Genomic DNA, 26,424 nt, shown 5'->3' on the forward strand with positions numbered 1-26,424 from the left:
GGAGACGCCCCGCCGCCACGCGATCCGCGACCGTGTCCGCGCCCCGGTTAGGATCGGTCATCTGATGACTGCAACTCTTGTCGCCAAGGACCTCGCCGCGGCACACGGCGACCGTGCGCTGTTCTCCGGCCTCGATCTCGTCGTCGCACCCGGCGATGTGATCGGGCTCGTCGGTGCGAACGGGGCCGGCAAGTCGACCCTGCTGCGGATGCTCGCCGGTCTCGACCGGCCCGAGGAGGGCGGGCTGAAGCTCTCGCCGCCCACCGCCGCCATCGGCCATCTCCCGCAGGAGCCGGAGCGGCGGCCGGGCGAGACCGTACGGGACTTCCTCGCCCGCCGGACCGGTGTCGCCGCCGCGCAGACCGCCATGGACGAGTCGACACAGGCACTCGTCGACGGCGCTCCCGGCGCCGACGACGCGTACGCGGTCAGCCTGGAACGCTGGCTCGCCCTCGGCGGGGCCGACCTCGACGAGCGCGCCGACGAAGTCGCCGCGACGCTCGGCCTGACCGTCGGCCTCGACCACCCGATGACCGCGCTCTCCGGCGGCCAGGCCGCCCGCGCCGGCCTCGCCTCACTCCTGCTCTCCCGCTACGACGTCTTCCTGCTCGACGAGCCCACCAACGATCTCGACCTCGACGGTCTGGAACGCCTGGAGAGCTTCGTACGCGGACTGCGCGCGGGCACGGTCGTCGTCAGCCACGATCGTGAATTCCTCACCCGCACGGTCACCAAGGTCCTCGAACTCGACCTCGCCCAGCAGCAGATCACCCTGTACGGCGGCGGATACACGGCCTACCTCGACGAGCGGGACACCGCCCGGCGGCACGCCCGCGAGGAGTACGAGGAGTTCGCGCAGAAGAAGTCGGCCCTCGAAGGCCGGGCCCGGATGCAGCGATCCTGGATGGACAAGGGCACCAGGAACGCCCGCCGCAAGGCGTCCGACAACGACAAGCTCGTACGCGGATTCCGCAGCGACACCAGCGAGAAGCAGGCCGCCAAGGCCCGCCAGACCCAGCGCATGATCGAGCGCCTCGAAGTCGTCGAGGAACCCCGCAAGGAGTGGGACCTGCGGATGGAGATCGCCGCCGCCCCGCGCTCCGGCTCCGTCGTGGCGACCCTCCGCGACGCCGAGGTCCGGCGCGGGGACTTCCGCTTCGGGCCCGCCTCGCTCCAGATCGACTGGGCCGACAGGGTCGCCATCACCGGAGCCAACGGCTCGGGCAAGTCGACGCTTCTGGCCGCCCTGCTGGGCCGCCTCCCACTGGACGCGGGCCACGCCTCCCTCGGCTCGGGCGTCGTCGTCGGCGAGGTCGACCAGGCACGCGGTCTCTTCTACGGGACCGAGTCCCTGCTCGACGCCTTCTGCGCCGCCGTCCCCGACACCGAACCGGCGGAGGTCCGCACCCTGCTCGCCAAGTTCGGCCTCAAGGCGGCCCATGTGCTCCGCCCCGCCACCACACTCTCCCCGGGCGAGCGCACCCGCGCCGCGCTCGCCCTGCTCCAGGGCCGGGGCGTCAACCTCCTCGTACTCGACGAGCCGACGAACCATCTCGACCTGCCCGCGATCGAACAGCTGGAGTCGGCGCTCGACGCCTATCCGGGCACGCTGCTCCTGGTCACCCACGACCGCCGCATGCTGGAGGCGGTGCACGTCAACCGACGCGTCGAGATGACGAGCGGCAAGCTGGTCGTCTTCTGAGAGTGGCGGGCTGGGGCACCCCGGGTGCCCCAGCCCGGCCGAGCGCAGCTCACCCGCGGCCCGTCAACCCCGCCCGTCGCAGCGCGTCCGCCATCGCGCTGTTCGCCGGGGGAGGAGCCTGACGCTCTCGGCCACGGCCACCGCCGCCCCGCTGCTGCGGACGGCCGCCCCGCTGCCTGGGCTCACCCCGTCCGTCGCCCTCCCCGCGCTGACCGCCTCCGCCCTGGGCCCTGGGCGTCGCCTCGTCGTCGAGACGCAGCGTCAGCGAGATCCGCTTGCGCGGGATGTCGATGTCGAGGACCTTGACCTTCACCACGTCGCCGGGCTTCACCACATCGCGCGGGTCCTTCACGAACGTCTTCGACATGGCGGACACATGGACCAGCCCGTCCTGGTGGACGCCGATGTCCACGAACGCCCCGAACGCGGCGACATTGGTGACGACGCCTTCGAGGATCAGACCCGAGGTCAGATCGCCGATCTTCTCGACACCTTCCTTGAAGGTGGCCGTCTTGAACGCGGGCCGCGGGTCCCGCCCCGGCTTCTCCAACTCGCGCAGGATGTCCGTCACGGTCGGCAGACCGAACTTCTCGTCGACGAAATCATCCGGCCGCAGGGACCGCAGCGCTCCGGTGTTGCCGATCAGCGACGCGACCTCGCCGCCCGCCGTCTTCACCATGCGCCGGACCACCGGATACGCCTCCGGGTGCACGCTGGACCCGTCCAGCGGATCGTCACCGCCCCGGATCCGGAGGAAGCCCGCGCACTGCTCGTACGCCTTCGGACCGAGCCGCGCCACATCCTTCAGCGCGGTACGCGCCCGGAAGGGCCCGTTGGCGTCCCGGTGGGCGACGATGTTCTCCGCGAGGCCCGTGCTGATGCCGGAGACCCGTGAAAGCAGCGGCGCGGACGCCGTGTTGACGTCGACGCCGACCCCGTTCACACAGTCCTCGACGACCGCGTCCAGCGAGCGCGAGAGCTTCACCTCGGACAGATCGTGCTGGTACTGGCCGACACCGATCGACTTGGGGTCGATCTTCACCAGCTCGGCGAGCGGGTCCTGAAGGCGGCGTGCGATGGAGACGGCACCGCGCAGCGACACATCGAGACCGGGCAGTTCCTGCGAGGCGAACGCGGACGCCGAGTACACGGACGCGCCCGCCTCCGACACCATCACCTTCGTCAGATTCAGCTCGGGGCGCCTGGCGATCAGCTCTCCCGCGAGCTTGTCGGTCTCGCGGGACGCCGTGCCGTTGCCGATCGCGATGAGATCGACCGAGTGCTCCTCGGCGAGCCGGGCCAGCTTCGTCAGCGACTCGTCCCACTTGTTCGCCGGAACGTGCGGATAGATCGTGTCGGTGGCGACGACCTTCCCGGTCGCGTCCACGACGGCCACCTTCACCCCGGTACGGAAGCCGGGGTCCAGCCCCAGCGTGGCGCGTGTCCCGGCGGGCGCGGCGAGCAGCAGATCACGCAGGTTCGCGGCGAAGACCCGCACCGCCTCGTCCTCGGCCGCCGTGCGCAGCCGCAGCCGCAGATCGATCCCGAGGTGGACGAGGATCCTGGTCCGCCAGGCCCAGCGGACCGTGTCCGCGAGCCACTTGTCGCCGGGCCGTCCCCGGTCGGCGATCTCGAAGCGCCGTGCGACCATGCGCTCGTACGCGGAGGGGCCGGGCTCGGCGGCCGGCTCCTCCGGCTCCAGGACGAGATCGAGGACGTCCTCCTTCTCGCCCCGGAACATCGCGAGCACCCGGTGCGAGGGCAACTCGGTGAACGGCTCGCTGAAGTCGAAGTAGTCGGAGAACTTCGCGCCCGGCTCCTCCTTGCCCTCCCGCACCTTCGCGGCGAGCCGGCCGCGCGTCCACATCCGCTCCCGCAGCTCGCCGATGAGATCGGCGTCCTCCGAGAAACGCTCGGTGAGGATCGCCCGTGCGCCCTCCAGCGCCGCCGCCGGATCCGCCACGCCCTTGTCGGCGTCCACGAAGGCGGTGGCGGCGGTCAGGGGTTCCACCGAGGGATCGCTCAGCAGCCCCTCGGCCAGCGGTTCGAGACCGGCTTCGCGAGCGATCTGGGCCTTCGTGCGCCGCTTGGGCTTGAAGGGCAGATAGATGTCCTCAAGGCGCGCTTTGGTGTCCGCGCCACGGATCTGCGCCTCCAGCGCTTCGTCCAGCTTGCCCTGCTCGCGCACGGATTCCAGGATCGACGCCCGCCGCTCCTCCAGCTCCCGCAGATACCTCAGCCGCTCTTCGAGCGTGCGCAGTTGCGCGTCGTCGAGCATCTCGGTCGCCTCTTTGCGGTACCGCGCGATGAAGGGCACGGTCGACCCGCCGTCCAGCAGCCCAACAGCCGCTTCGACCTGCCGCTCGCGTACCCCGAGTTCCTCGGCGATCCTGCCTTCGATGGACATCGTCACGGTTCCCCGACTCGCCTTCTCGTGCTGGCTGTGCTTGAGCCTGCATTCTGCCAAACGCACACGTCGAGAACCGCAGGCCGCCGTACGTGGCCAGGAGGAATCGCGTCGTACGGGGAGCCGGGGAGCGGCGGCGGACGCCGATCGGGCGGCGAGGCCGGCCGGGACCGGGATGCCCGGCACGCCTCGTCACCGAGCGGCGGGGCGGGGCCGATGAGGTCCCGTCGTGGCGGCGGAGTGTCAGACGCTCCAGGTGAAACGCGGCGCGCGCCGTTCCAGGAAGGCGGTGACGCCCTCCACGGTCTCACCGCCCTCGCGGGCCTGTTCCGCCGCCCGCTCCCGCCAGTACCCGTCCCGGTCCGTGCGGCCGGACGCCGCCTCCTTCGCCGCGGCCTGTGTGAGCTGCGACTTCGACGCGACGATCCGGGTGAACTCGGCGACCCGCCTGCCCAGCGCGCCGACGGGCAGCGTCTCGTCCACCAGGCCGGTGCGCAGGGCGCGTTCCGTGTCGATGAGTTCGCCCGAGTAGAGCAGATACTTGGCGGCCGACGGCCCCACCAGCGAGACCAGCCGGCGGGTCGAGGAGGCCGGATAGACGATGCCGAGGTTCGCCGGGGTCACCCCGAACAGCGCATCGGCCTCGGCGAACCGCAGATCACAGGCGGCGGCCAGCTGACAGCCGCCGCCGACGCAGTAGCCGCGTACCGCCGCGAGCGTCGGCTTGGGAAAGGCGGCGAGCGCCTCCTCGGCCTGGACGGCCAGTGCCTGCGGGGACTCTTCGGAGTCCGGCGTCCGCAGGGAGGAGATGTCCGCGCCCGCGCAGAAGGTCGGCCCGTCGCCGGTCAGCACCAGCACACGGACGGCCGGATCCCCGGCGAGCCGTCCGAGCAGCTCCGGGATCGCGCGCCACATGCCGGAGGTCATGGCATTGCGCTTGGCGGGATTGCTGATGACCACGGTGGCGACGCCGTCGGCGACGGTGTGCGTCACCCGCGGCTCCGGGTGGGCTGACTCCATGTGCCGGATGCTATCCGGCGCATACGGACTTACGATCAAGAAGGGGTGCGAGGAGGAGTAAATGGCGATGCCCGGTACCACCGAGGAGCCCAGAAGACTCAAGCGCAGTTTCGGCCTGCTGGCCGTGCTCGGCGGGATTCTCGTTCTCGCCGGAATCGTCGGTCTCGTCTACACCGGTGTCGCGACCCTCACCTCGATGCTGCTCTTCGGCTGGCTGCTGCTGATCGGCGGCGTGGTCGGCCTGGTGCACGCGATCGAGTCGCGCGGCAGCGACTTCTTCTGGCTGGCCGTGGTGGTCGCCGCGCTGAACATCGCCGCCGGGATCGTCGTCATCCGCCATCCCCATGGCTCGGCGGAGGCGCTGACGCTGTTCGCCGCCCTGCTCTTCCTCACCGGCGGCCTCTTCCGGCTGGTGGGCAGCCTGGTCGTGAAGGGCCCGCAGTTCGGCTGGACCCTGCTCCAGGGAGCGATCGGAATCCTGCTGGGCATCCTGGTGCTCGGCAACTGGCCGGAGAGCAGCCGCTATGTCCTGGGCCTCTTCTTCTCGCTGGCGCTGCTCTTCGACGGCCTCGGGCTGATCGCCATCGGTGTGGGCGGACGCCGCATCGTGCGGATGGTCGTCGATCCTGACTGAGCGGGCGGGCCAGGGTGCCGGGCCGGGTCTCGGGGCGTCACCGGCCGTCCGACAAGGTCCCACGCAGGTGCGGCGAGGGGGCGGCAGGGGGCCGGCGGGGGACCGGGTTGGACCGGGGAATGGACCAGGCACAGTCGTACGACCGACGAGGTCGCGCGTACGCGGTCAAACTAGGTCGATTGATGCTGACTTCTGTTCAGGATCACGGTCCGGACCGGCTCGCTGTCAAGACTTGTCACCCGATGGCCAGGGGAAGTCGAGCCGAGGGTGGGTGCCGGACTATGGAGAGCGGCGGGAGCGTCCCGGCCCGGCCGTCGGCGTACGAGAGCGTCTGGCGGTTCACCGCACCCACGGTCGACGCCTCCGTGCCCGAGGCGCGGCACGCCGTACGCGATCTGCTGCGCCGGCAGGGTGTGCCGGGGCGGAACGACACGGTCCAGGGCCTGTTGCTGATCGTCTCCGAACTGGTCACCAACGCGGTGAAGCACGCGGCCGTGCTCTCGCCCGAGGTGGCCGTCGAGGTCGCCATCGCCGCCGAGTGGATCCGGGTCTCCGTGGAGGACGGCCACCCCTACCGCCCCAAGGCGCTGGAGACGGACTGCGGCCGGACCGGAGGCCGGGGGCTGCTGCTCGTACGGGAGATCACGCGGGAGGCCGGGGGATCCTGCGATGTCGAGCACACCGCGAGCGGCGGAAAGGTCATCTGGGCCGAGATGCCGCTCAGACCGTCGGCCGGGCCGCCGAACCAGCGCGGCGGCGGCACCCTGCCCCTGCCGGGACCGATGCCGCCGCCGACTCTGGTCACCAGCCGCCGGTCGGGCCCGTCAGCTCTCTGATGGCCGGGCGTGCCGCGTCCAGTACCGTCATGAACCACGCCGAGAAGGGCGCGGACGCGTGCCGCTCCGCCAGTTCCTCGGCGGAGACGAAGGCCGTCTCGCCGACCTCGTCCGGATCGGGGCGCAGGGTGGCCTGGACCATGCCGACGAAGAGATGGTTGTACTCCTGCTCCACCAGGCCCGAGTCCGGATCCGGGTGGTTGTAGCGGACCGTGCCCGCCTCCGCCAGCAGCGAGGGCGTGACCCCCAGCTCCTCGTAGGTGCGCCGGGCGGCCGCCGCGAAGGGGGCCTCACCGGGGTAGGGGTGTCCGCAGCAGGTGTTCGACCAGACTCCGGGGGAGTGGTACTTCCCGAGCGCGCGGCGCTGGATCAGCAGCCGTCCCTCCTCGTCGAAGAGGAACACGGAGAACGCCCGGTGCAGCTGCCCCGGCGCCTGGTGGGCCGCGAGCTTCTCCGCCGTGCCGATGGTGTTGCCGTGCTCGTCGACCAGTTCGAGCAGGATCGCTCGGGGTGCGCCGTTCGACGTGGTGTTCGGGGCGGTGGCTGGAGAGGTCGGCATAACCATCCTTCGCATTCGGTGCTCGGCCCTGAGGGGCCTGCCCAGTCTGCCGTACAAAAGCGGCTTGTCCTCACTTCGGCGGCTCGGGCATGTCCCCGCCGAGAGACCGGCACCGGACCGCGACCGGCATCCGTGGCAGACCCCGAAGGGTCTCGGACACCCCCGATCGTGCCCCACTGCGCACAGGGGAAATCCTCGGTGCGGGGCCGGACCCGAGGAGGCCGAACGCGGGATCCCCGGGGGCCAGGTCCGGTCAGTGACAGAGCTGGGCTTCGTGCTCCGCGTGGCCGACGGGTTCCAGCTGGAAGGTGCAGTGCTCGACGTCGAAGTGATCCCCGAGACACCCCTGAAGATCGTGCAGCATCTTCTCGTGCCCGGCCGATCTCAGGGTCTCCCGGCTCACCACCACATGCGCGGAGAGCACCGGCATCCCGGAGGTGATCGTCCAGGCGTGCAGATCGTGTACGTCCTCCACTCCGGGCAGTGCGACTATGTGCGCCCGGACCTCCTCCATGTCGACGTCCTTGGGGGCCGCCTCCAGCAGGACGTTCAACGTCTCGCGCAGCAGCTTCACCGTCCGCGGCACGATCATCAGGCCGATGACCAGGGACGCGATCGGGTCGGCCGCCTGCCAGCCGGTGGTGAGGATGACCGCGGCCGAGATGATGACGGCGACCGAGCCGAGCGCGTCGTTCAGCACCTCCAGATAGGCGCCGCGCACATTGAGGCTGTCCTTCTGGCCGCGCATCAGCAGGCTCAGGGAGATGATGTTGGCGACCAGGCCGATCAGGGCGAAGACGATCGTCAGCCCGCCCTTGGTCTCGGCCGGGGTGATGAACCGCTGTACGGCCTCGAACAGCACATAGCCGCCGACGCCCAGCAGCAGCAGACAGTTGGCGAGGGCCGCGAGTATCTCGGCCCGCGCGAGACCGAAGGTGCGGTTCGCGCTCGGCGGGCGGTTCGCGAAGTGGATGGCGAGGAGCGCCATCGCGAGACCGACGCCGTCCGTCGCCATGTGGGCGGCGTCCGCGACCAGGGCGAGCGAGCCGGTGACGATACCGCCGACGATCTCCAGGACCATCACGCTCAAGGTGATCGCCAGGGCGATCCGCAGCCGCCCCTTGTAGGCGGCGGCGGCGGTGCCGGTCGGCGGCGGGCCCCCGTGTGAGTGCCCGTGGCCGTGCCCGTGGTCGTGCCCAACCCCCATGACAGGTGCCTTCCGATCGTCGGAATCCGCTCTACCGAGACCTCAGTGAACTACGGGTGGGGGGTATAGGCAACACGGCACTGAACACCGTTGTCATATTGCCTGACCTGCGGAAACGAGTCGCAGGTCAGAAGCTTGGAGATCGCCCGCCCGGCGGAGGGCGCCCTGCCGTGCCGAAGCGCCGGAAGGCCACCGGACCGATGCTCGGAGCATCCGGGAAGGGGCTCGAAGCCGATCGGATGCGCGGAGCCATTCGGGTGGCCGGGGCATGGGGAGCCATACGGAAACGGTCCGGGCCGCCCGGACCGCCCGCGACCTCCGCCCGTCCGGCCCTCGTGTCGGCCCGGTCCGGCCGTGCCTGTTCGATCCTCGTGCCGGTCCGCCGGTCCGCCGGTCTGCCGGTCTGCCGGTCTGCCGGTCTGCGGGTCCGCCCGCCCGTCTGCCCGTCCGGCCCTCGTGCCGGCCCGTCCGGCCTCCGTACCGTCCATGAGACCGAGGGCTGCCGTCGGCGCGTCGGCCCGCGGAGCCGTTCGTCCGCGGGCTCGGGGAACGGATCCGCGCGGGAGCCCCGGACTCGTCCCCGGAACACCGGAGCCGGGGCCGGACGACGTCCGGCCCCGGCTCCGGGAACGCGATCACCGCCCGTGGGCCTCCGGGTGGCGCAGACGCCAGCCCTCCCACGCCGACTCGACCATCTCGCGCACCCCGCGCCGGGCCGTCCAGCCCAGCTCCTCGCCGATCAGCTCGACCGAGGCGACGGCCTTCGCGGCGTCGCCGGGGCGGCGCGGCTCGATCACCGGCTCGCCGTCGTACCCCGTGACCTCACTCACCAGATCGGCGAGTTCCCGCACCGAGACCCCCGTACCCCGGCCGATGTTGACCGTGAGGTCCCCCGCGTCCCGCTGCCCGGCCAGCCTGCGGGCGACGGTGAGATGGGCGTCGGCGAGATCCGCGACATGGATGTAGTCGCGCACACAGGTCCCGTCCGGGGTCGGATAGTCGTCGCCGAAGATCCGCGGGGCCTCACCGCGCGTGATCCGGTCGAAGAACATCGGGATGATGTTGAAAACCCCGGTGTCCGACAGTTCGGGACGGGCCGTGCCCGCCACGTTGAAGTAACGCAGACAGGCCGTCGAGATGGAGTGCGCCCGACCCGCCGCCCGTACCAGCCACTCCCCGGTCAGTTTGGTCTCGCCGTACGGATTGATCGGCACACAGGGGGCCGATTCGGGGATCGTCTCCAGATCCGGAACCCCGTACACCGCCGCCGACGACGAGAAGAGGAATCGCTCCACACCGGCCTTGACGACCGCCTCCAGCAGCACGGTCAGCCCGTGCACATTCTCCCGGTAGTAGTGCAGCGGCTGCTCGACCGACTGCCCGACCTGCTTCTTCGCCGCGAGATGGACCACACCCGTGACGCCGTGCTCCGCGAAAGTGCGGTCCAGCACATCGCGGTCCAAGACCGTCCCCCGTACAAGCGGAACATCCTGGGGAAGCCGTTCGACGACCCCCGACGAGATGTCGTCGAGGACGACGACCCTCTCACCCGCCTCTGTCATGGCCCGCGCCACGTGCGCGCCGATGTACCCCGCTCCACCTGTGATCAGCCAAGTCATGACCGCCAGCCTAGGGTCACCGGGCGCGGTTTGTGGGCCGAGCCTCTCATCAAGGATGATGATCTCCGGCGGGCCCTTCCGGGGGCTCCGCCGTGTCGAGCGGGGCGGAACAGCCAGTGAACTCCCGCCTGAACACATCCGATAGCCTCTGCCGACGAGCCGCCGCCCGTGCACCGGGCCGAGCCGTCGCGCATCCGCACCCTCGGTTCCAAGGAGTGAGTCCGTCTGTCGACCGCCATCCTCACCGGTCCGCCCGTGCCCGGATCGTCGCTTGAGGGCGATCTGCGGTCCCTGGGCTTCGACGTACGGGTCTCAGCCGGCCCGGACGAGACCTCCGCGCTGCTCGCCGCCGTGCCGGCCGCCGATCGCGTCGCCGTCGTCGACGCGCGCTTCGTCGGACATGTCCACTCCCTGCGCCTGGCGCTGACAGACCCCCGTTTCCCCGTCGCCGCGATCCCCGGCGCGCTCACCGCGCGGCCCGAAGCGCGGGCGGCGCTGGCGCGAACCCTGCCCCACGCCGCGGCAGGAGTCCGGCCGGAAAGCACCCCCCTGGCCGCCGGCGCGCCCTCCGCGGCGGCGGTGGGCGTCGCCGAAGAGGGCGCGGTCCAAACCCCCCGGCGCTCCCGCACCTCCCTGCCGGACGCGCTCGCCGACGCGCTCGACGCCGAAGGCCGGCAGGTGCACCGCCCCGAGCTGGGATCCCTCGTCGCCACCGTGCCCGACGACCCCCAGGCCCGAAACGAGGCCCGGCAGGCCGTCGCGGCCGTCGACGAGGAGGCCGTACGGCTGCGGTCCGCCGTGAAGGCCCGCGACGGCTTCTTCACCACGTACTGCATCAGCCCCTACTCGCGCTACCTCGCCCGCTGGTGCGCGCGGCGCGGCCTCACCCCGAACCAGGTCACCACCGCGTCCCTGGTCACCGCGCTGATCGCCGCCGCGGCGGCGGCCACCGGCACCCGCGGCGGATTCATCGCCGCCGGAGCGCTCCTGCTCTTCTCCTTCGTCCTGGACTGCACCGACGGGCAGCTGGCCCGTTACTCCCTCCAGTACTCGACGATGGGCGCCTGGCTCGACGCCACCTTCGACCGCGCCAAGGAGTACGCCTACTACGCGGGCCTCGCACTCGGAGCCGCCCGCGGAGGCGACGACGTCTGGGCCCTGGCGCTGGGCGCGATGGTCCTCCAGACCTGCCGCCATGTCGTGGACTTCTCCTTCAACGAGGCCAACCACGACGCCGTCTCCAACACCAGCCCCACCGCCGCGCTCTCCGACCGGCTCGACGGAGTCGGCTGGACGGTCTGGGTCCGGCGCATGATCGTGCTCCCGATCGGCGAGCGCTGGGCGATGATCGCCGTGCTCACCGCCGTCGCCACCCCCCGGATCGTCTTCTACGCGCTCCTCATCGGCTGCTCGTTCGCCGCCTGCTACACCACCGCCGGACGGCTGCTCCGCTCCCTGACCCGCAAGGCCCGCCGGACCGACCGGGCGGCCCGTGCGCTGGCCGACCTCGCCGACTCCGGCCCGCTCGCCGAGACCGTCGCCCGCGCGGCCCGCGGCCCGGCCCGGAGACTGCCCGCGACGGCCGCGCCCCTGCTCGCCCTCCTCGGCGGCGCGGCCCTGGTCACCGCCGCCGCGTTCGGCGACTACGGCTCGTACGCGCCCGTCGTCGCGGCCCTCGTCTACGTCGTCACCTCGGGCCTCGCCGTCTCCCGCCCCCTGAAGGGCGCCCTGGACTGGCTCGTCCCGCCGGTGTTCCGGGCGGCCGAGTACGGCACGGTCCTGGCGCTCGCCGTCCGCGCCGATGTGAACGGTGCCCTGCCCGCGGCCTTCGGCCTGGTGGCGGCCGTCGCCTACCATCACTACGACACGGTGTACCGCATTCGCGGCGGCACGGGCGCGCCGCCGCGCTGGCTGGTGCGTGCCACCGGGGGGCAGGAGGGCCGGATCCTGGCGGTCACGCTGCTGGCCGCCCTGGTCGCCCCCACCGACTTCACCATCGCGCTGACGGCGATCGCGGTCGCCGTCGCCCTGGTTGTGCTGGTGGAGAGCATCCGCTTCTGGGTGTCCTCCGCCGCGCCAGCCGTCCATGACGAAGGAGAACCCGCATGATCGGCCTCGTACTGGCAGCCGGTGCCGGACGGCGTCTTCGCCCCTACACCGACACGCTTCCGAAGGCCCTCGTGCCGGTCGACGGAGAACGCACCGTCCTCGACCTCACTCTCGGCAACTTCGCCGAGATCGGCCTCACCGAGGCCGCCGTCGTCGTCGGCTACCGCAAGGAGGCCGTGTACGAGCGCCAGGCGGCCCTGGAGGCCCGGTACGGTCTCAAGCTCACCCTCGTCGACAACGACAAGGCCGAGGAGTGGAACAACGCGTACTCCCTGTGGTGCGCCCGTGACGTGCTCAAGCAGGGCGTCATCCTCGCCAACGGCGACACCGTCCACCCCGTCTCCGTCGAGCGGACCCTGCTCGACGCCCGCGGCGACGGCCGGAAGATCATCCTCGCCCTCGACACGGTGAAGAACCTCGCCGACGAGGAGATGAAGGTGATCACCGAGGACGGCAGGGGCGTCCGCCGCATCACCAAGCTGATGGACCCCGCCACCGCGACCGGCGAGTACATCGGCGTCACCCTGATCGAGCCCGAGGCCGCCGTCGAACTGGCCGACGCGCTGAAGACGACCTTCGAGCGCGACCCCGACCTCTACTACGAGGACGGCTACCAGGAGCTGGTGAACCGCGGCTTCACCGTGGACGTCGCCCCTATCGGGGACGTCACCTGGGTGGAGATCGACAACCACGACGACCTCGCGAAGGGCCGTGAGATCGCGTGCCAGTACTGACCCGGCTCATCCCGTCGCCGGTCGTCGTCGACATCAGGCCGGGCGCGCTGGACGATCTGGCGGCCATCCTCGCCGACCAGCGCATCTCGACCTCCGGCAAGCTCGCCGTCGCCATCAGCGGCGGCTCCGGACGGGCGCTGCGCGACAGGCTCTGCCCGGCCCTGCCCGGCGCGGACTGGTACGAGGTCGACGGCGGCACGATCGACGCGGCCGTCGCGCTCGCCGACTCCATCAAGGGCAAGCGGTACGACGCCGTCGTCGGTCTCGGCGGCGGCAAGATCCTCGACGTGGCGAAGTACGCGGCGGCCCGTGTCGGACTGCCGATGGTGTCCGTCGCCACCAACCTGGCCCACGACGGCATCTGCTCCCCGGTCGCCACGCTCGACAACGACAACGGCCGAGGCTCGTACGGGCTCCCGATGCCGATCGCCATGGTCATCGACCTCGCGGTGATCCGTGACGCCCCGCCCCGGTTCATCCGCTCCGGGATCGGCGACACGATCTCCAACCTTTCGGCGATCGCGGACTGGGAACTCTCCCACCGCGTCAACGGCGAACCCGTCGACGGACTCGCCGCCGCCATGGCCCGCACGGCGGGGGAGTCCGTACTGCGCCACCCCGCGGGAGTCGGCGACGACGCGTTCCTCACCGTCCTCGCCGAGGCCCTCGTCCTCACCGGCATCGCGATGTCGATCAGCGGGGACACCAGACCGTCGTCGGGCGCATGCCACGAGATCAGCCACGCCTTCGACCTGCTGTACCCGCAGCGCGCCGCCAGCCACGGCGAACAGGTCGGCCTCGGCGCGGCCTTCGCCATGCATCTGCGCGGAGCCCCCGAACAGTCGGGGCTCTTCGCCGACACGCTGCGCCGGCACGGACTGCCCGTGCTGCCCGATGAAATCGGCTTCACCGCTGACGAGTTCGTCCGGGCGGTCGAGTACGCGCCGCAGACCCGGCCCGGCCGCTTCACCATTCTCGAGCACCTTGACCTCACCACCGATCAGATCAGGGACGCGTACGCCGACTATGCCAAGACCATCCGTAGCTGAACTCCGCCCGGTCGTTCACCCGGAGGGAGTGAAGGACCGGAGAAGCGGCGAGCACTGGGCCGGCCGCCTGTACATGCGAGAGATCTCGCTGCGCGTCGACCCGTACCTGGTGAACACCAGGATCACGCCCAACCAGCTGACCTATCTCATGGTCGTGGTGGGCGTGCTGGGCGGCGCGGCACTGCTGATTCCGGGGCTGACCGGCGCGATCCTCGCGGTCGTGCTGTTCCAGGTCTATCTGCTGCTCGACTGCGTGGACGGCGAGGTCGCCCGCTGGCGGAAGCAGACCTCGATCACCGGCGTCTATCTCGACCGGATCGGCCACTACCTCTGCGAGGCCGCCCTCCTCGTCGGCTTCGGCGTCCGCGGCGCGGACGTCTTCGGCGCCGGACGTCCCGAGTGGCTGTGGGCGTTCCTCGGTACGGTCGCCGCCCTCGGCGCGATCCTGATCAAGGCCGAGACCGACCTCGTCGACGTGGCCCGCCAGCGCAGCGGGCTGCCCGCCGTCAAGGACGAGGCGTCCGTGCCCCGGTCCTCGGGACTGGCGCTCGCCCGCCGGGCCGCCGCCGCTCTCAAGTTCCACCGGCTCGTCGGCGGCATCGAGGCCAGCCTGTTCATCCTGGCCGCCGCCATCCTCGACGCGATCCAGGGCGACCTGTTCTTCACCCGCCTCGGCATCGCGATCCTCGCCGGGATCGCCGTCGTCCAGACGCTGCTGCACCTGGTGTCCATCCTCGCCTCCAGCAGGCTCAAGTGACGGCCGGCCTCAAGCTCGGCGCGGTCGTCATCACCATGGGCGACCGCCCCGACGATCTGCGCGCACTGCTGGATTCGGTCGCTCAGCAGGACGGCGACCCGATCGAGGTCGTCGTCGTCGGCAACGGCGCGCCCGTCACCGGGGTGCCGGAGGGCGTACGGACCGTCGATCTGCCGGAGAACCTCGGCATCCCCGGCGGGCGGAACGTCGGCATCGAGGCGTTCGGTCCCGGCGGCGGCGAGGTCGACGCGCTGCTCTTCCTCGACGACGACGGGCTCCTTCCCCGCACCGACACGGCCGAACTGGTGCGCGAGGCGTTCACCTCCGATCCGCGTCTGGGCATCGTCAGCTTCCGGATCGCGGACCCGGTGACCGGGGTCACCCAGCGCCGTCATGTGCCCCGGCTCCGCGCCTCCGACCCGATGCGCTCCTCGCGGGTGACGACCTTCCTCGGCGGCGCCAACGCCGTACGCACCAAGGTCCTCAGCGAGGTCGGGGGACTGCCCGACGCCTTCTTCTACGCCCATGAGGAGACGGACCTCGCCTGGCGGGCGCTGGACGCGGGCTGGATGATCGACTACCGCTCGGACATGGTGCTGTTCCACCCGACGACACCGCCGTCCCGGCACGCGCTCTACCACCGCCTGGTGGCCCGCAACCGGGTCTGGCTGGCGCGCCGCAACCTGCCCGCGCCGCTGGTGCCGCTCTATCTCGGCGTCTGGCTGCTCCTCACACTCGCCCGGCGTCCCTCCGCGCCCGCGCTGAAGGCATGGCTGGGAGGATTCCGGGAGGGCTGGCGGACCCCCTGCGGTCCGCGCCGCCCCATGAAGTGGCGTACTGTGTGGCGGCTCACCAGACTGGGCCGCCCTCCTGTGATCTGACAAGCTTGGGCCCTGAGAGCTTCTGGCGTACACCGGGTATCCGGCGAAGCCCGTAGCCGCGCCCCAACCGCCGCGCATCTCGAAGACGAAAGTTTCCACTTGTGAGTGACACAACCCAAGACGGTGCGGTCTCGACGACCGCACGGCCGTCCGCCGACGACGGACTGTCCCCGGCACAGCTGGCCGCGAAGTACGGTCTGGCGGTCAGCGGCGCCAGGCCGGGGCTGGTCCAGTACGTCAGGCAGCTGTGGGGCAGGCGCCACTTCATCCTGGCGTTCTCGCAGGCCAAGCTGACGGCCCAGTACAGCCAGGCGAAACTCGGCCAGCTGTGGCAGGTGGTCACCCCCCTGCTCAACGCCGCCGTGTACTACCTGATCTTCGGGCTGATCCTGAACTCGGGAAGGGGCATGAGCAAGGACACGTTCATCCCCTTCCTCGTGACCGGCGTCTTCGTCTTCACCTTCACCCAGAGCTCGGTGATGGCCGGCGTCCGTTCCATCTCCGGCAACATCGGGCTGGTGCGCGCCCTGCACTTCCCGCGCGCCTCGCTGCCCATCTCCCTGGCGCTCCAGCAGCTCCAGCAGCTGCTGTTCTCCATGGTCGTCCTGGTGATCATCGCGGTCTCCTTCGGCAGCTACCCGTCGCTCGCCTGGCTGCTGATCCCGCCCGCGCTCGCCCTGCAGTTCGGCTTCAACACCGGCCTCGCGCTGATCATGGCGCGACTGGGCAGCAAGACCCCCGACCTCGCGCAGCTGATGCCGTTCATCATGCGGACCTGGATGTACGCGTCCGGCGTGATGTTCTCCATCCCGGTGATGCTGGAGGGCAAACCGGCGTGGATCGCCGATCTGCTCCAGTGGAACCCGGCGGCGATCTACATGGACCTGATCCGCTTCGCGCTGATCGACGGTTACGGCTCCGAGAACCTGCCCCCGCACGTCTGGGCGTTCGCCCTGGGCTGGGCGATCCTGTTCGGCGTTCTGGGCTTCGTGTACTTCTGGAAGGCTGAGGAGCGGTACGGGCGTGGCTGAGGACATCAATCCCGGACGGACCCCCACCGTCATCGCCGACGATGTGCACATCGTCTACCGAGTGCGCGGCGCGGCCGGCGGCAAGGGCAGCGCCACCGCGGCGCTCAGCCGGATCCTCAAGCGGCGCCGGGGCAAGGAGGACGAGCGCGGTGTCCGTACGGTGCACGCCGTGCGCGGCGTCAGCTTCACCGCGTACCGCGGCGAGGCGATCGGCCTGATCGGCACCAACGGCTCCGGCAAGTCGACACTGCTGCGTGCCATAGCCGGGCTGCTCCCCACCGAGAAGGGCAAGGTGTACACGGACGGTCAGCCGTCGTTGCTCGGTGTGAACGCCGCGCTGATGGGCGATCTGACCGGTGAACGCAATGTCATCCTCGGCGGCCTGGCGATGGGCATGTCACGCGAGGAGATCCGCGAGCGGTATCAGGGCATCGTCGACTTCTCCGGCATCAACGAGAAGGGCGACTTCATCACCCTGCCGATGCGCACCTACTCCTCGGGCATGGGCGCACGGCTCAGATTCGCCATCGCGGCCGCCAAGGATCACGATGTCCTGATGATCGACGAGGCGCTGGCCACCGGTGACCGCAAGTTCCAGCGCCGCTCCGAGCAGCGCATCCGCGAACTGCGCAAGGAGGCGGGCACGGTCTTCCTGGTCAGTCACAGCATGGGCTCCATCAAGGAGACCTGCGACCGCGTCCTCTGGCTGGAGAAGGGCGTCCTGCAGATGGACGGCCCCACCGACCAGGTCATCAAGGCGTACGAGGAAGAGTCGCGCAAGTAACACAGCGACCGGCACGCAGTGACGATCGGGGTCCGAGAGCGATCCGGCCCCGATCAAGGCCCCCGCCGTGGCATCCGGACGGGGGCCTCGCCGCGTCCTGCTGGACGAGGGCGTGATGACCGGGCGACGGGCCCGGGGCGTCGAACCGACGTCAAGACCCGCCCCTGGAGGGAATGTTGACCACCGATGCGATGTTCTTGTAATGACCGGAACACCCTGACGTATCAGCGGGCGTTGTACAACGTAAGCTGTAGCGGTGCCGAATCGCGGCATGTGGGGCGATATCCCCATGGGCGGGCGTCCGCCCGGTCGGGAGGCCGGTCCCCGTGCAGTCGGGAACACCGGCGGCGTGTCCGAAATAGGATGGATTGGATCGGCAGTGTAGAACGGGAGATGTGACGGCAATGATCGAAAATCTCCAGCTCCGCGAGGCTTTTGCCGTCCCCGTGCCAGGCGGACCCGCATGACCGGCATCCGACAGCAGCGCGCGTCGTCCCCGGCGGATCCCGCGCGCGCCACCCTCGGCAAAGCGGCGCACGAGAACTTCCCCGTGGCGCCCTTCTTCCTGCCGCGTGCCTGGCGAGACGATCTGATGGCCCTGTACGGGTACGCGCGCCTCGTCGACGACATCGGCGACGGCGATCTGGCGCCCGGCGGCGCGGACGCCCGCTATCTCGGCGTCGATCCGCTGCTTCCCACGGATCCAGCGGCCCAAGCGGACCCGGCCAACCCGGCCAACGCGGCCGCCCCGGCCGACCGGCTCGCTCTGCTCGATGCCTTCGAGGCCGATCTGCGCCGTGTGTTCGACGCCTCCGGCGACGGGCCGCCGCGGCACCCGCTGCTGCGCGCGCTCGGACCGACGGTGCGCCGCCGCGCGCTCACCCCCGGCCCCTTCCTCGGCCTGATCGAGGCGAACCGCCAGGACCAGCTGGTGCGGCGCTACGAGACTTACGGAGAACTCGCCGCCTACTGCGAGCTGTCCGCCAACCCCGTGGGACAGTTGGTGCTCCAGGTCACCGGGACCGCCACTCCCGAGCGACTGCGCCGCTCCGACGCCGTGTGCACCGCGCTCCAGATCATCGAGCATCTCCAGGACGTGACCGAGGATCTCGCCCGCGACCGTATCTATCTGCCCGCCGAGGACATGCGCCGATTCCACGTCACCGAGGCCGATCTGTCGGCCCCGACCGCGGGCGCGTCCGTACGCGCCCTGATCGCCTTCCAGGCAGAACGCGCCCGCCTGCTGCTGGACGAGGGCACACCGCTGGTGGGCAGCGTCCACGGCAGACTGCGGCTCCTGCTCGCCGGTTTCGTCGGCGGCGGGCGGGCCGCCCTCGCCGCGATCACCGCCGCCGGACACGACGTACTGCCCGGACCACCCAAACCTGCCAAGGCGATCCTGCTGCGGGAAGCCGCGGCCGTCTTGCGAAAAGCGCGTAGAGAGGTGTGAGCCGGACGATGGAGGGACCGAGCAACGTATCGGCGCCGGTGCAGGCCGCGTACAGCTACTGCGAGGCCGTCACCGGCCGGCAGGCCCGTAACTTCGCCTACGGCATCCGGCTGCTGCCCACCGAGAAGCGGCAGGCCATGTCCGCGCTGTACGCGTTCTCCCGCCGGGTCGACGACATCGGCGACGGCACGCTCACCGCGGACGCCAAGCGCGGACGGCTGGAAGCGACCCGCGAACTGCTGGAGCGCGTCCGCGGGGGCGCCGTCGCCGAGGACGACACCGACCCCGTCGCCGTGGCACTCGCCGACGCGGCACACCGCTTCCCGATCCCGCTCGACGGACTCGACGAACTCATCGACGGCGTCCTGATGGACGTCCGCGGCGAGACCTACGAGACCTGGGACGACCTCAAGGCGTACTGCCGGTGCGTCGCGGGCGCGATCGGGCGGCTCTCGCTCGGCGTGTTCGGCACCCACGACGGAGCCGGCGGCACCGAACGCGCCGCCGAGTACGCCGACACCCTCGGCCTCGCCCTGCAACTCACCAACATTCTCAGGGACGTTCGTGAGGACGCGGCCAACGGGCGCACCTATCTGCCCGCCGACGACCTCGCCAAGTTCGGCTGCTCCGAGGGCTTCCACACCACGACCCCGCCGCGCGGCTCCGACTTCGCCGGGCTCGTCCACTTCGAAGTGCGGCGCGCCCGCGCCCTCTTCGCCGAGGGATACCGGCTGCTGCCCATGCTCGACCGCCGCAGCGGAGCGTGCGTCGCCGCCATGGCCGGCATCTACCGACGGCTGCTCGACCGCATCGAACGCGACCCCGAGGCGGTGCTGCGCGGCCGGGTCTCCCTGCCCGGCAGGGAGAAGGCGTACGTCGCGGTCCGCGGTCTCTCCGGTCTCGACGCCCGGCACATCACCCGGCAGACACTCAGGGGGCGTGCCTGATGACCCGAGCGCACACCGTGCGACCGATGCACCATCCGTACACAAATGACGGGCGCGCAACCGTTCGTCCTGACACGGCGTCCCAGAACCCGACGGCCCGAGGGGAGGTCGCATGACGGACGACGGTATGCGGTCCAGGCACGCGGTCGTGGTCGGCGGCGGCCTCGCCGGCGTCACCACGGCACTCCAGCTCGCCGACGCCGGAGTCGGCGTCACGCTCGTCGAAGGCCGCCCGCGACTGGGCGGCCTCGCCTTCTCCTTCCAGCGCGGCGGCCTCACCGTCGACAACGGCCAGCACGTGTATCTGCGCTGCTGCACCGCCTACCGGTGGTTCCTGGAGCGGATCGGCGGGGCGCACCTCGCCCCGGTGCAGGACCGGCTGGACGTTCCCGTACTCGATGTCGCCCGGCCCGGCCGGGCCCGCCTCGGGCGGCTCCGTCGCACGGCCCTGCCCGTACCCCTCCATCTCGCCGCCAGCCTCGCCGGCTATCCGCATCTCTCCCTCGCCGAGCGCGCGTCCGTGGGGCGCGCCGCCCTCGCGCTCGGCGGACTGGACCCCGCCGATCCGGCACTCGACGGCATCGACTTCGCGACCTGGCTCGGCCGCCACGGCCAGTCGGGACGCGCCATCGAGGCCCTCTGGGACCTCGTCGGCGTGGCGACCCTGAACGCCACCGCGCCCAACGCGTCCACGGGGCTCGCCGCCATGGTCTTCAAGACCGGGCTGCTCTCCTCCCCGGGAGCCGCGGACATCGGCTGGGCCCGTGTTCCGCTCGGCGAACTCCACGACACCCTCGCCCGGAAGGCCCTCGACTCCGCGGGCGTGCGGATCGAGGTCTCCTCCCGCGTACGGACCGTCTCCCGCGCGGAGCACGGAGACTGGCACGTCGAGACGGACCGCGAACTGCTCCGGGCGGACACCGTCGTCCTCGCCACCGCCCAGCGGGAGACCCACTCCCTCCTGCCGGAAGGAGCGCTCGACGCTCCCGACCGGCTCCTGGAGATCGGCACCGCCCCGATCCTCAACATGCACGTCGTCCTCGACCGCAAGGTGCTGCGCCGGCCCTTCTTCGCCGCGCTCGGCTCCCCGGTCCAGTGGGTCTTCGACCGTACGGAGGCGTCCGGGCTCAAGGACGGCCAGTATCTGGCCCTCTCCCAGTCCGCCGCCCAGCAGGAGATCGACGCACCCGTCGCCGAACTGCGCGAGCGGTATCTGCCCGAGCTGGAGCGGCTGTTGCCTCCTGTCCGCGACGCCCGGGTACGCGACTTCTTCGTCACCCGCGAGCGCACGGCCACCTTCGCGCCCGCTCCGGGCGTCGGCAGGCTGCGTCCCGGCGCGCGCACCCGCGCGCCCGGCCTGTATCTCGCCGGCGCATGGACCGCCACCGGCTGGCCCGCCACCATGGAGGGCGCCGTACGCAGCGGCTTCACCGCCGCGGGCGCCGCGCTCTCCGCCCTCGGACGCCCCCATGAACATCCGCTCAAGGAGGCGGCGTGAGCCTCAGTACCGGAGTAACCGGAGCAATCGGAGCAATCGAAAAAATGGGAGAGACCGTGCCGACTGTGCCTTCGGCGAAACCGGCAGACGACATCGCCAACAGCGTGGACATCACCGCGCTGCTGGAGCGCGGGCGGACCCTGTCGACACCGGTGCTCCGTGCCGCCGTCGACCGCCTCGCTCCTCCCATGAACACCGTCGCCGCCTACCATTTCGGCTGGATCGACGCCGAGGGCCGGCCCGCCGACGGCGACGGCGGCAAGGCCGTGCGCCCCGCGCTCGCGCTGCTGTCCGCCGAGGCGGCGGGAGCCGGTCCCGAGGCCGGGATCCCCGGCGCGGTCGCGGTGGAACTGGTCCACAACTTCTCGCTTCTGCACGACGATCTGATGGACGGCGACGAGCAGCGCCGCCACCGCGACACCGTCTGGAAGGTCCACGGCCCCGCCCAGGCGATTCTCGTCGGCGACGCGCTCTTCGCGCTGGCCAGCGAAGTCCTGCTGGAACTGGGCACCGTGGAGGCCGGGCGCGCCACGCGGAGGCTGACCACGGCGAGCCGCAAGCTCATCGACGGCCAGGCCCAGGACATCGCCTACGAGCACCGTGAGCGGGTCACCGTCGAGGAGTGCCTGGAGATGGAGGGCAACAAGACCGGCGCACTGCTGGCCTGTGCCGTCTCCATCGGCGCGGTCCTCGGCGGAGCCGACGACCGCGTGGCCGACACGCTGGAGAAGTACGGCTACCACCTCGGGCTCGCCTTCCAGGCCGTGGACGATCTCCTCGGCATCTGGGGCGACCCCGGGGCCACCGGCAAGCAGACCTGGAGCGATCTGCGTCAGCGCAAGAAGTCCCTTCCGGTCGTCGCCGCGCTCGCCGCGGGCGGACCGGCCTCCCGACGCCTCGGGGAACTGCTCGCCGCCGACGCGAAGAGCACCGACTTCGACAGTTTCTCCGAGGAGGAGTTCGCCGCGAGGGCGGCACTCATCGAACAGGCGGGCGGCCGGGAGTGGACCTCCCAGGAGGCCCGCCGTCAGCACACCATCGCCGTCGATGCCCTGAACGGCATCGATATGCCGGAGCGGGTCCGGGCGCAGCTGGTCGCGCTCGCCGATTTCGTCGTCGTACGGAAGAGATGACCCTCCCCGGAAGTTCCCCTGCCCGTCCCGCCGCCGACAGCGGGACCCCTATGGAAGAGATGATCGCTATCGCGTCCTCGATACGCATCGCAGTCGCCGACTGGTGACCGGATAACCGTTTCACCAGTCGACGGAGACCCCAGCACAGCAGAGCACGTCCACCTGCACCAAAGGGGAAGCCATGACAGCGACGACCGACGGAAGCAGCGGGCCCGTCAGGGCCCGCACCGCCGCGGCCAGTGAGACAACATTCATCCAACCGACACCGAGAAGCACCTCCGCGAGCGATCCACCGGCGATCGCGCGGCGGGCCGCGGAACGCTCCGTGGAGTATCTGCTCGCCAGACAGGACGCCCAGGGCTGGTGGAAGGGCGACCTCGAGACCAATGTGACGATGGACGCCGAGGATCTGCTGCTCCGCCAGTTCCTCGGCATCAGCGACCCCCGTACCACCGACGCCGCGGCCCGCTTCATCAGGGGCGAGCAGAGCGACGACGGCCCCTGGGCCACCTTCTACGACGGACCGGGCGACCTCTCCGCGACGGTCGAGGCGTATGTCGCCCTCCGGCTGGCCGGCGACCGCCCCGACGATCCGCATATGGTCCGGGCCTCCGCCTGGGTCAGGGAGCGGGGCGGTATCGCGGCGAGCCGGGTCTTCACCAGGATCTGGCTCGCGCTCTTCGGCTGGTGGAAGTGGGACGACCTCCCCGAACTCCCGCCCGAGATGATCTTCCTGCCCAAGTGGTTCCCGCTGAACATCTACGACTTCGGCTGCTGGGCCAGGCAGACCATCGTGCCGCTCACCGTCGTCTCCGCGAAGCGGCCCGTACGACCCGCGCCGTTCACCCTGGACGAACTGCACACCGACCCCCGCAACCCGAACCCGCCCCGGCCGACCGCGCCCGCCGCCAGCTGGGACGGCTTCTTCCAGCGCGCGGACAAGGCGCTCCACCTCTACCACCGCGTCGCACCGCGCAAGGTGCGCGAGGCCGCGATGAACTCGGCCGCGCGCTGGATCGTCGAGCGCCAGGAGAACGACGGCTGCTGGGGTGGCATCCAGCCGCCCGCCGTGTACTCGATCATCGCGCTGCACCTGCTCGGCTACGACCTCGATCACCCCGTGATGCGGGCCGGTCTGGAGTCCCTGGACCGGTTCGCGGTCTGGCGCGACGACGGTCCGGCCGGCACCCCCGTCCGGATGATCGAGGCATGCCAGTCACCCGTCTGGGACACCTGTCTCACCACCATCGCGCTCGCCGACGCGGGCCTCCCCGCCGACCATCCGGCGCTGGTCAGGGCCGCCGACTGGATGCTCGGGGAGGAGATCGTACGACCCGGCGACTGGGCCGTGCGCAGGCCCCGTCTCGCCCCCGGCGGCTGGGCGTTCGAGTTCCACAACGACAACTACCCCGACATCGACGACACCGCCGAGGTCATCCTCGCCCTGCGCAGGGTCAGGCACCCCGATCCGTCGCGTGTGGACGCCGCCGTCGCACGGGCCGGACGCTGGACGCTGGGCATGCAGTCCGGGAACGGGGCCTGGGCCGCCTTCGACGCCGACAACACCAGCAAGTTCCCCAACCGGCTGCCGTTCTGCGACTTCGGCAAGGTCGTGGACCCGCCGTCGTCGGATGTCACCGCGCACGTCGTCGAGATGCTCGCCCACGAGGGCCGGGCCCATCACGTCGGCACCCGGCGCGGCATCGAGTGGCTGCTCGCCGAACAGGAGCCGAACGGCGCCTGGTTCGGACGCTGGGGCGTCAACTACATCTACGGCACGGGCTCGGTGCTCCCCGCCCTGACCGCCGCGGGGATCCCCGCCACCCACCCCGCGATCCGCCGCGCGGTCCGCTGGCTCGAATCCGTGCAGAACGCGGACGGCGGCTGGGGCGAGGATCTGCGCTCGTACGACCAGGACGACTGGATCGGGCACGGCGCGTCCACCGCGTCGCAGACCGGCTGGGCCCTGATCGCCCTGCTCGCGGCGGGGGAGCGGGAGAACAAGGCGGTCGAGCGAGGCGTCGCCTGGCTGGCCGAGACCCAGCGCGCGGACGGCTCCTGGGACGAGCCCTACTTCACCGGGACCGGCTTCCCCTGGGACTTCTCCATCAACTACCACCTCTACCGACAGGTCTTCCCCCTCACCGCGCTCGGCCGCTACGTGTACGGGGAACCCTCCATCGGCCGCAGCGGCAAGGGGAGCTGATGGACGCCTCCTCGGGGCCTCCGGTCCCCACCGCACCGCTCCTGATCGCCTGTGCGCTCGGCATCGAGAAGCTGGCCCTGCGCGGCGGCGACCGGAGCGCGGCGCACGGCCCCGTGACCGTGCTTCGCACCGGCATGGGCCCGCGGAACGCGGAGCGCGCCGTACGGGATGCGCTGCGGGGCGAACCGTTGCGCCACGCGACGGTCGTCGCGTCGGGCTTCTGCGCCGGACTCGCACCCGGCATGCACCCGGGCGATCTGGTGATCGCCGGGGAGACCCGGCTGGGCGGCGGATCCACCCGCTGCACGGACACGGAACTGCTGGCCGAAGCCGTCTCACGGGCCGTGCCCGGCCGTACCGTGCACACCGGTCCGCTGACCGGCTCGGACCATGTCGTCCGCGGCCCCGAGCGGGCCGAACTGCGCGCCACCGGGGCGATCGCGGTCGACATGGAATCCGCCGTCACCCTCCGCTGCGCGCTGGAGACCGGACCCCGTCCGGTTGCGGCCGTACGGGTGGTCGTGGACGCTCCAGAGCATGAACTGGTCCGTATCGGCACGGTGCGCGGTGGAATATCGGCTTTCCGCGTTCTTCGTGCCGTACTTCCCGCTTTCCATGAATGGCACCGTTCTTTGCTGCTCCCCAGGAGGTGAGCTAGATGGCCATGCCGCTCCGTCAGACCATCCGGGTCGGGACCTACCTCTTCGAACAGAAGCTGCGCAGGCGCGAGAAATTCCCGCTCATCGTCGAGCTGGAACCCCTCTACGCCTGCAATCTCGCATGCGAGGGCTGCGGGAAGATCCAGCACCCGGCCGGGGTGCTGAAGCAGCGGATGCCGGTCGCACAAGCCGTCGGGGCGGTGCTGGAGTCCGGTGCCCCGATGGTCTCCATCGCCGGCGGCGAGCCGCTGATGCACCCTCAGATCGACGAAATCGTCAGGCAGTTGGTGGCCAGGAAGAAATACGTCTTCCTCTGCACCAACGCCGTGCTGCTCCGCAAGAAGATCGAGAAATTCACCCCCTCCCCGTACTTCGCCTTCGCCGTGCACATCGACGGACTGCGGGAGCGGCACGACGAGTCGGTCGCCAAGGAGGGCGTGTTCGACGAGGCCGTGGCGGCGATCAAGGAGGCCAAGAGCCGTGGCTTCCGGGTCACCACCAACTCGACCTTCTTCAACACGGACACCCCGCAGACCGTCATCGAGGTGCTGAACTACCTCAACGACGACCTCAAGGTGGACGAGATGATGATCTCGCCCGCGTACGCCTATGAGAAGGCGCCCGACCAGGAGCACTTCCTCGGCGTGGAACAGACCCGTGAACTGTTCAAGAAGTCCTTCGCCGGAGGCAACCGGCGACGCTGGCGGCTCAACCACTCCCCGCTCTTCCTCGACTTCCTGGAGGGCAAGGCGGACTTCCCCTGCACCGCGTGGGCGATCCCGAACTACTCCCTGTTCGGATGGCAGCGCCCCTGCTATCTGATGAGCGACGGATACGTGCCCACCTACCGTGAGCTCATCGAGAAGACGGACTGGAGCAAGTACGGCCGCGGCAAGGACCCGCGCTGCGCCAACTGCATGGCGCACTGCGGCTACGAGCCCACCGCCGTCCTCGCCACGATGGGATCTCTCAAGGAGTCCATCAGGGCGGCCCGTGAGACCGTCTCAGGAAACCGAGGGTGACGTGATGGGGGTCGGAGAGCCGGTTTCACTGGGTCTCCCCGTGCCGCCGCCCCGGCCGCTCGCGATGCGCCGCCCCTCGCGGCGCATCCAGGTCGGGTCGGTGGCTGTGGGTGGGGATGCGCCGGTGTCGGTGCAGTCGATGACGACGACGCGTACGTCCGATGTGGGGGCGACGTTGCA

23 protein-coding genes are annotated in these 26,424 nt (G+C 70.7%); 18 read left to right on the forward strand and 5 right to left on the reverse strand.

Features of this window, described 5'->3' with window-relative positions:
- Window positions 1-64 precede the first annotated feature (64 nt).
- Window positions 65-1,702, forward strand: a complete 1,638-nt coding sequence (locus tag ACWEFL_RS32290) for an ABC-F family ATP-binding cassette domain-containing protein (protein WP_451719594.1) — start codon at window positions 65-67, stop codon at window positions 1,700-1,702.
- Between the two features lie 49 nt (window positions 1,703-1,751).
- Here ACWEFL_RS32290 and ACWEFL_RS32295 read toward each other — a convergent pair whose 3' ends face one another.
- Window positions 1,752-4,115 (reverse strand): Tex family protein, encoded by a 2,364-nt coding sequence (locus tag ACWEFL_RS32295; RefSeq protein WP_451719597.1) that lies wholly within the window; start codon window positions 4,113-4,115, stop codon window positions 1,752-1,754.
- A gap of 237 nt (window positions 4,116-4,352) precedes the next feature.
- Window positions 4,353-5,129: an enoyl-CoA hydratase/isomerase family protein gene (locus tag ACWEFL_RS32300; RefSeq protein ID WP_451719600.1), complete on the reverse strand. Its 777-nt coding sequence runs from the start codon at window positions 5,127-5,129 to the stop codon at window positions 4,353-4,355.
- Between the two features lie 67 nt (window positions 5,130-5,196).
- Between ACWEFL_RS32300 and ACWEFL_RS32305 the strand changes: the two genes are divergently transcribed.
- Both ACWEFL_RS32305 and ACWEFL_RS32310 read left to right on the forward strand, forming a co-directional pair.
- A complete protein-coding gene (locus tag ACWEFL_RS32305; protein WP_451719657.1) occupies window positions 5,197-5,763 on the forward strand; it encodes an HdeD family acid-resistance protein in 567 nt (188 codons plus the stop codon).
- 281 nt (window positions 5,764-6,044) lie between these two features.
- A complete protein-coding gene (locus ACWEFL_RS32310; protein ID WP_451719603.1) occupies window positions 6,045-6,599 on the forward strand; it encodes an ATP-binding protein in 555 nt (184 codons plus the stop codon).
- On the opposite strand, the gene idi is transcribed toward ACWEFL_RS32310, so the two are convergent.
- The 3 genes from idi to galE form a co-directional block, all read right to left on the reverse strand.
- The gene (gene idi / locus ACWEFL_RS32315) at window positions 6,565-7,158 is read right to left on the reverse strand and encodes an isopentenyl-diphosphate Delta-isomerase (protein WP_451719606.1); all 594 of its coding nucleotides are present in this window, start codon (window positions 7,156-7,158) and stop codon (window positions 6,565-6,567) included. The genes ACWEFL_RS32310 and idi overlap by 35 nt on opposite strands.
- Before the next feature lie 253 nt (window positions 7,159-7,411).
- The gene (locus tag ACWEFL_RS32320) at window positions 7,412-8,365 is read right to left on the reverse strand and encodes a cation diffusion facilitator family transporter (RefSeq protein WP_451719609.1); all 954 of its coding nucleotides are present in this window, start codon (window positions 8,363-8,365) and stop codon (window positions 7,412-7,414) included.
- A 635-nt stretch (window positions 8,366-9,000) separates the two neighbouring features.
- Complete coding sequence (gene galE / locus ACWEFL_RS32325) at window positions 9,001-9,984, reverse strand: UDP-glucose 4-epimerase GalE (protein ID WP_451719611.1); 984 nt, start codon at window positions 9,982-9,984, stop codon at window positions 9,001-9,003.
- 225 nt (window positions 9,985-10,209) lie between these two features.
- Between galE and ACWEFL_RS32330 the strand changes: the two genes are divergently transcribed.
- From ACWEFL_RS32330 to ACWEFL_RS32400, 15 genes are all read left to right on the forward strand, one after another.
- Window positions 10,210-12,093 (forward strand): DUF5941 domain-containing protein, encoded by a 1,884-nt coding sequence (locus ACWEFL_RS32330; protein WP_451719660.1) that lies wholly within the window; start codon window positions 10,210-10,212, stop codon window positions 12,091-12,093.
- Window positions 12,090-12,827: a phosphocholine cytidylyltransferase family protein gene (locus ACWEFL_RS32335; protein ID WP_451719614.1), complete on the forward strand. Its 738-nt coding sequence runs from the start codon at window positions 12,090-12,092 to the stop codon at window positions 12,825-12,827. The genes ACWEFL_RS32330 and ACWEFL_RS32335 overlap by 4 nt, the downstream gene beginning before the upstream one ends.
- Complete coding sequence (locus ACWEFL_RS32340) at window positions 12,815-13,876, forward strand: iron-containing alcohol dehydrogenase family protein (RefSeq protein ID WP_451719617.1); 1,062 nt, start codon at window positions 12,815-12,817, stop codon at window positions 13,874-13,876. The genes ACWEFL_RS32335 and ACWEFL_RS32340 overlap by 13 nt, the downstream gene beginning before the upstream one ends.
- Window positions 13,854-14,633 (forward strand): CDP-alcohol phosphatidyltransferase family protein, encoded by a 780-nt coding sequence (locus tag ACWEFL_RS32345; RefSeq protein ID WP_451719620.1) that lies wholly within the window; start codon window positions 13,854-13,856, stop codon window positions 14,631-14,633. The genes ACWEFL_RS32340 and ACWEFL_RS32345 overlap by 23 nt, the downstream gene beginning before the upstream one ends.
- A 35-nt stretch (window positions 14,634-14,668) precedes the next feature.
- The gene (locus ACWEFL_RS32350; protein WP_451719663.1) at window positions 14,669-15,514 is read left to right on the forward strand and encodes a glycosyltransferase family 2 protein; all 846 of its coding nucleotides are present in this window, start codon (window positions 14,669-14,671) and stop codon (window positions 15,512-15,514) included.
- A gap of 101 nt (window positions 15,515-15,615) precedes the next feature.
- Window positions 15,616-16,545 (forward strand): ABC transporter permease, encoded by a 930-nt coding sequence (locus ACWEFL_RS32355; protein WP_451719623.1) that lies wholly within the window; start codon window positions 15,616-15,618, stop codon window positions 16,543-16,545.
- Window positions 16,538-17,329, forward strand: coding sequence for an ABC transporter ATP-binding protein (locus tag ACWEFL_RS32360; RefSeq protein WP_451719626.1), 792 nt, complete (start codon window positions 16,538-16,540; stop codon window positions 17,327-17,329). Before ACWEFL_RS32355 ends, ACWEFL_RS32360 begins: the two co-directional genes overlap by 8 nt.
- Before the next feature lie 463 nt (window positions 17,330-17,792).
- Window positions 17,793-18,779 (forward strand): squalene synthase HpnC, encoded by a 987-nt coding sequence (gene hpnC / locus ACWEFL_RS32365; RefSeq protein ID WP_451719628.1) that lies wholly within the window; start codon window positions 17,793-17,795, stop codon window positions 18,777-18,779.
- A gap of 8 nt (window positions 18,780-18,787) precedes the next feature.
- On the forward strand, window positions 18,788-19,726 hold the full coding sequence (gene hpnD / locus ACWEFL_RS32370; RefSeq protein WP_451719631.1) for a presqualene diphosphate synthase HpnD: 939 nt from the start codon (window positions 18,788-18,790) through the stop codon (window positions 19,724-19,726).
- 112 nt (window positions 19,727-19,838) lie between these two features.
- Entirely contained in the window at window positions 19,839-21,224 is a 1,386-nt protein-coding gene (gene hpnE / locus ACWEFL_RS32375; protein WP_451719634.1) for a hydroxysqualene dehydroxylase HpnE, read from the forward strand.
- Window positions 21,225-21,289: 65 nt separating this feature from the next.
- A complete protein-coding gene (locus ACWEFL_RS32380) occupies window positions 21,290-22,357 on the forward strand; it encodes a polyprenyl synthetase family protein (RefSeq protein WP_451719666.1) in 1,068 nt (355 codons plus the stop codon).
- A 181-nt stretch (window positions 22,358-22,538) separates the two neighbouring features.
- Window positions 22,539-24,563, forward strand: coding sequence for a squalene--hopene cyclase (gene shc / locus ACWEFL_RS32385; RefSeq protein WP_451719637.1), 2,025 nt, complete (start codon window positions 22,539-22,541; stop codon window positions 24,561-24,563).
- Window positions 24,563-25,216 (forward strand): phosphorylase family protein, encoded by a 654-nt coding sequence (locus tag ACWEFL_RS32390; protein WP_451719639.1) that lies wholly within the window; start codon window positions 24,563-24,565, stop codon window positions 25,214-25,216. The genes shc and ACWEFL_RS32390 overlap by 1 nt, the downstream gene beginning before the upstream one ends.
- 5 nt (window positions 25,217-25,221) lie before the next feature.
- Window positions 25,222-26,244 carry an adenosyl-hopene transferase HpnH gene (gene hpnH / locus ACWEFL_RS32395; protein ID WP_451719642.1) on the forward strand — a complete coding sequence of 341 codons (1,023 nt, stop codon included), beginning with the start codon at window positions 25,222-25,224 and terminating at the stop codon, window positions 26,242-26,244.
- A gap of 4 nt (window positions 26,245-26,248) precedes the next feature.
- A partial coding sequence (locus tag ACWEFL_RS32400; RefSeq protein ID WP_451719669.1) for a flavodoxin-dependent (E)-4-hydroxy-3-methylbut-2-enyl-diphosphate synthase occupies window positions 26,249-26,424 on the forward strand: 176 nt, incomplete at its 3' end.

It is taken from the genome of Streptomyces sp. NPDC004838, from assembly GCF_053600955.1.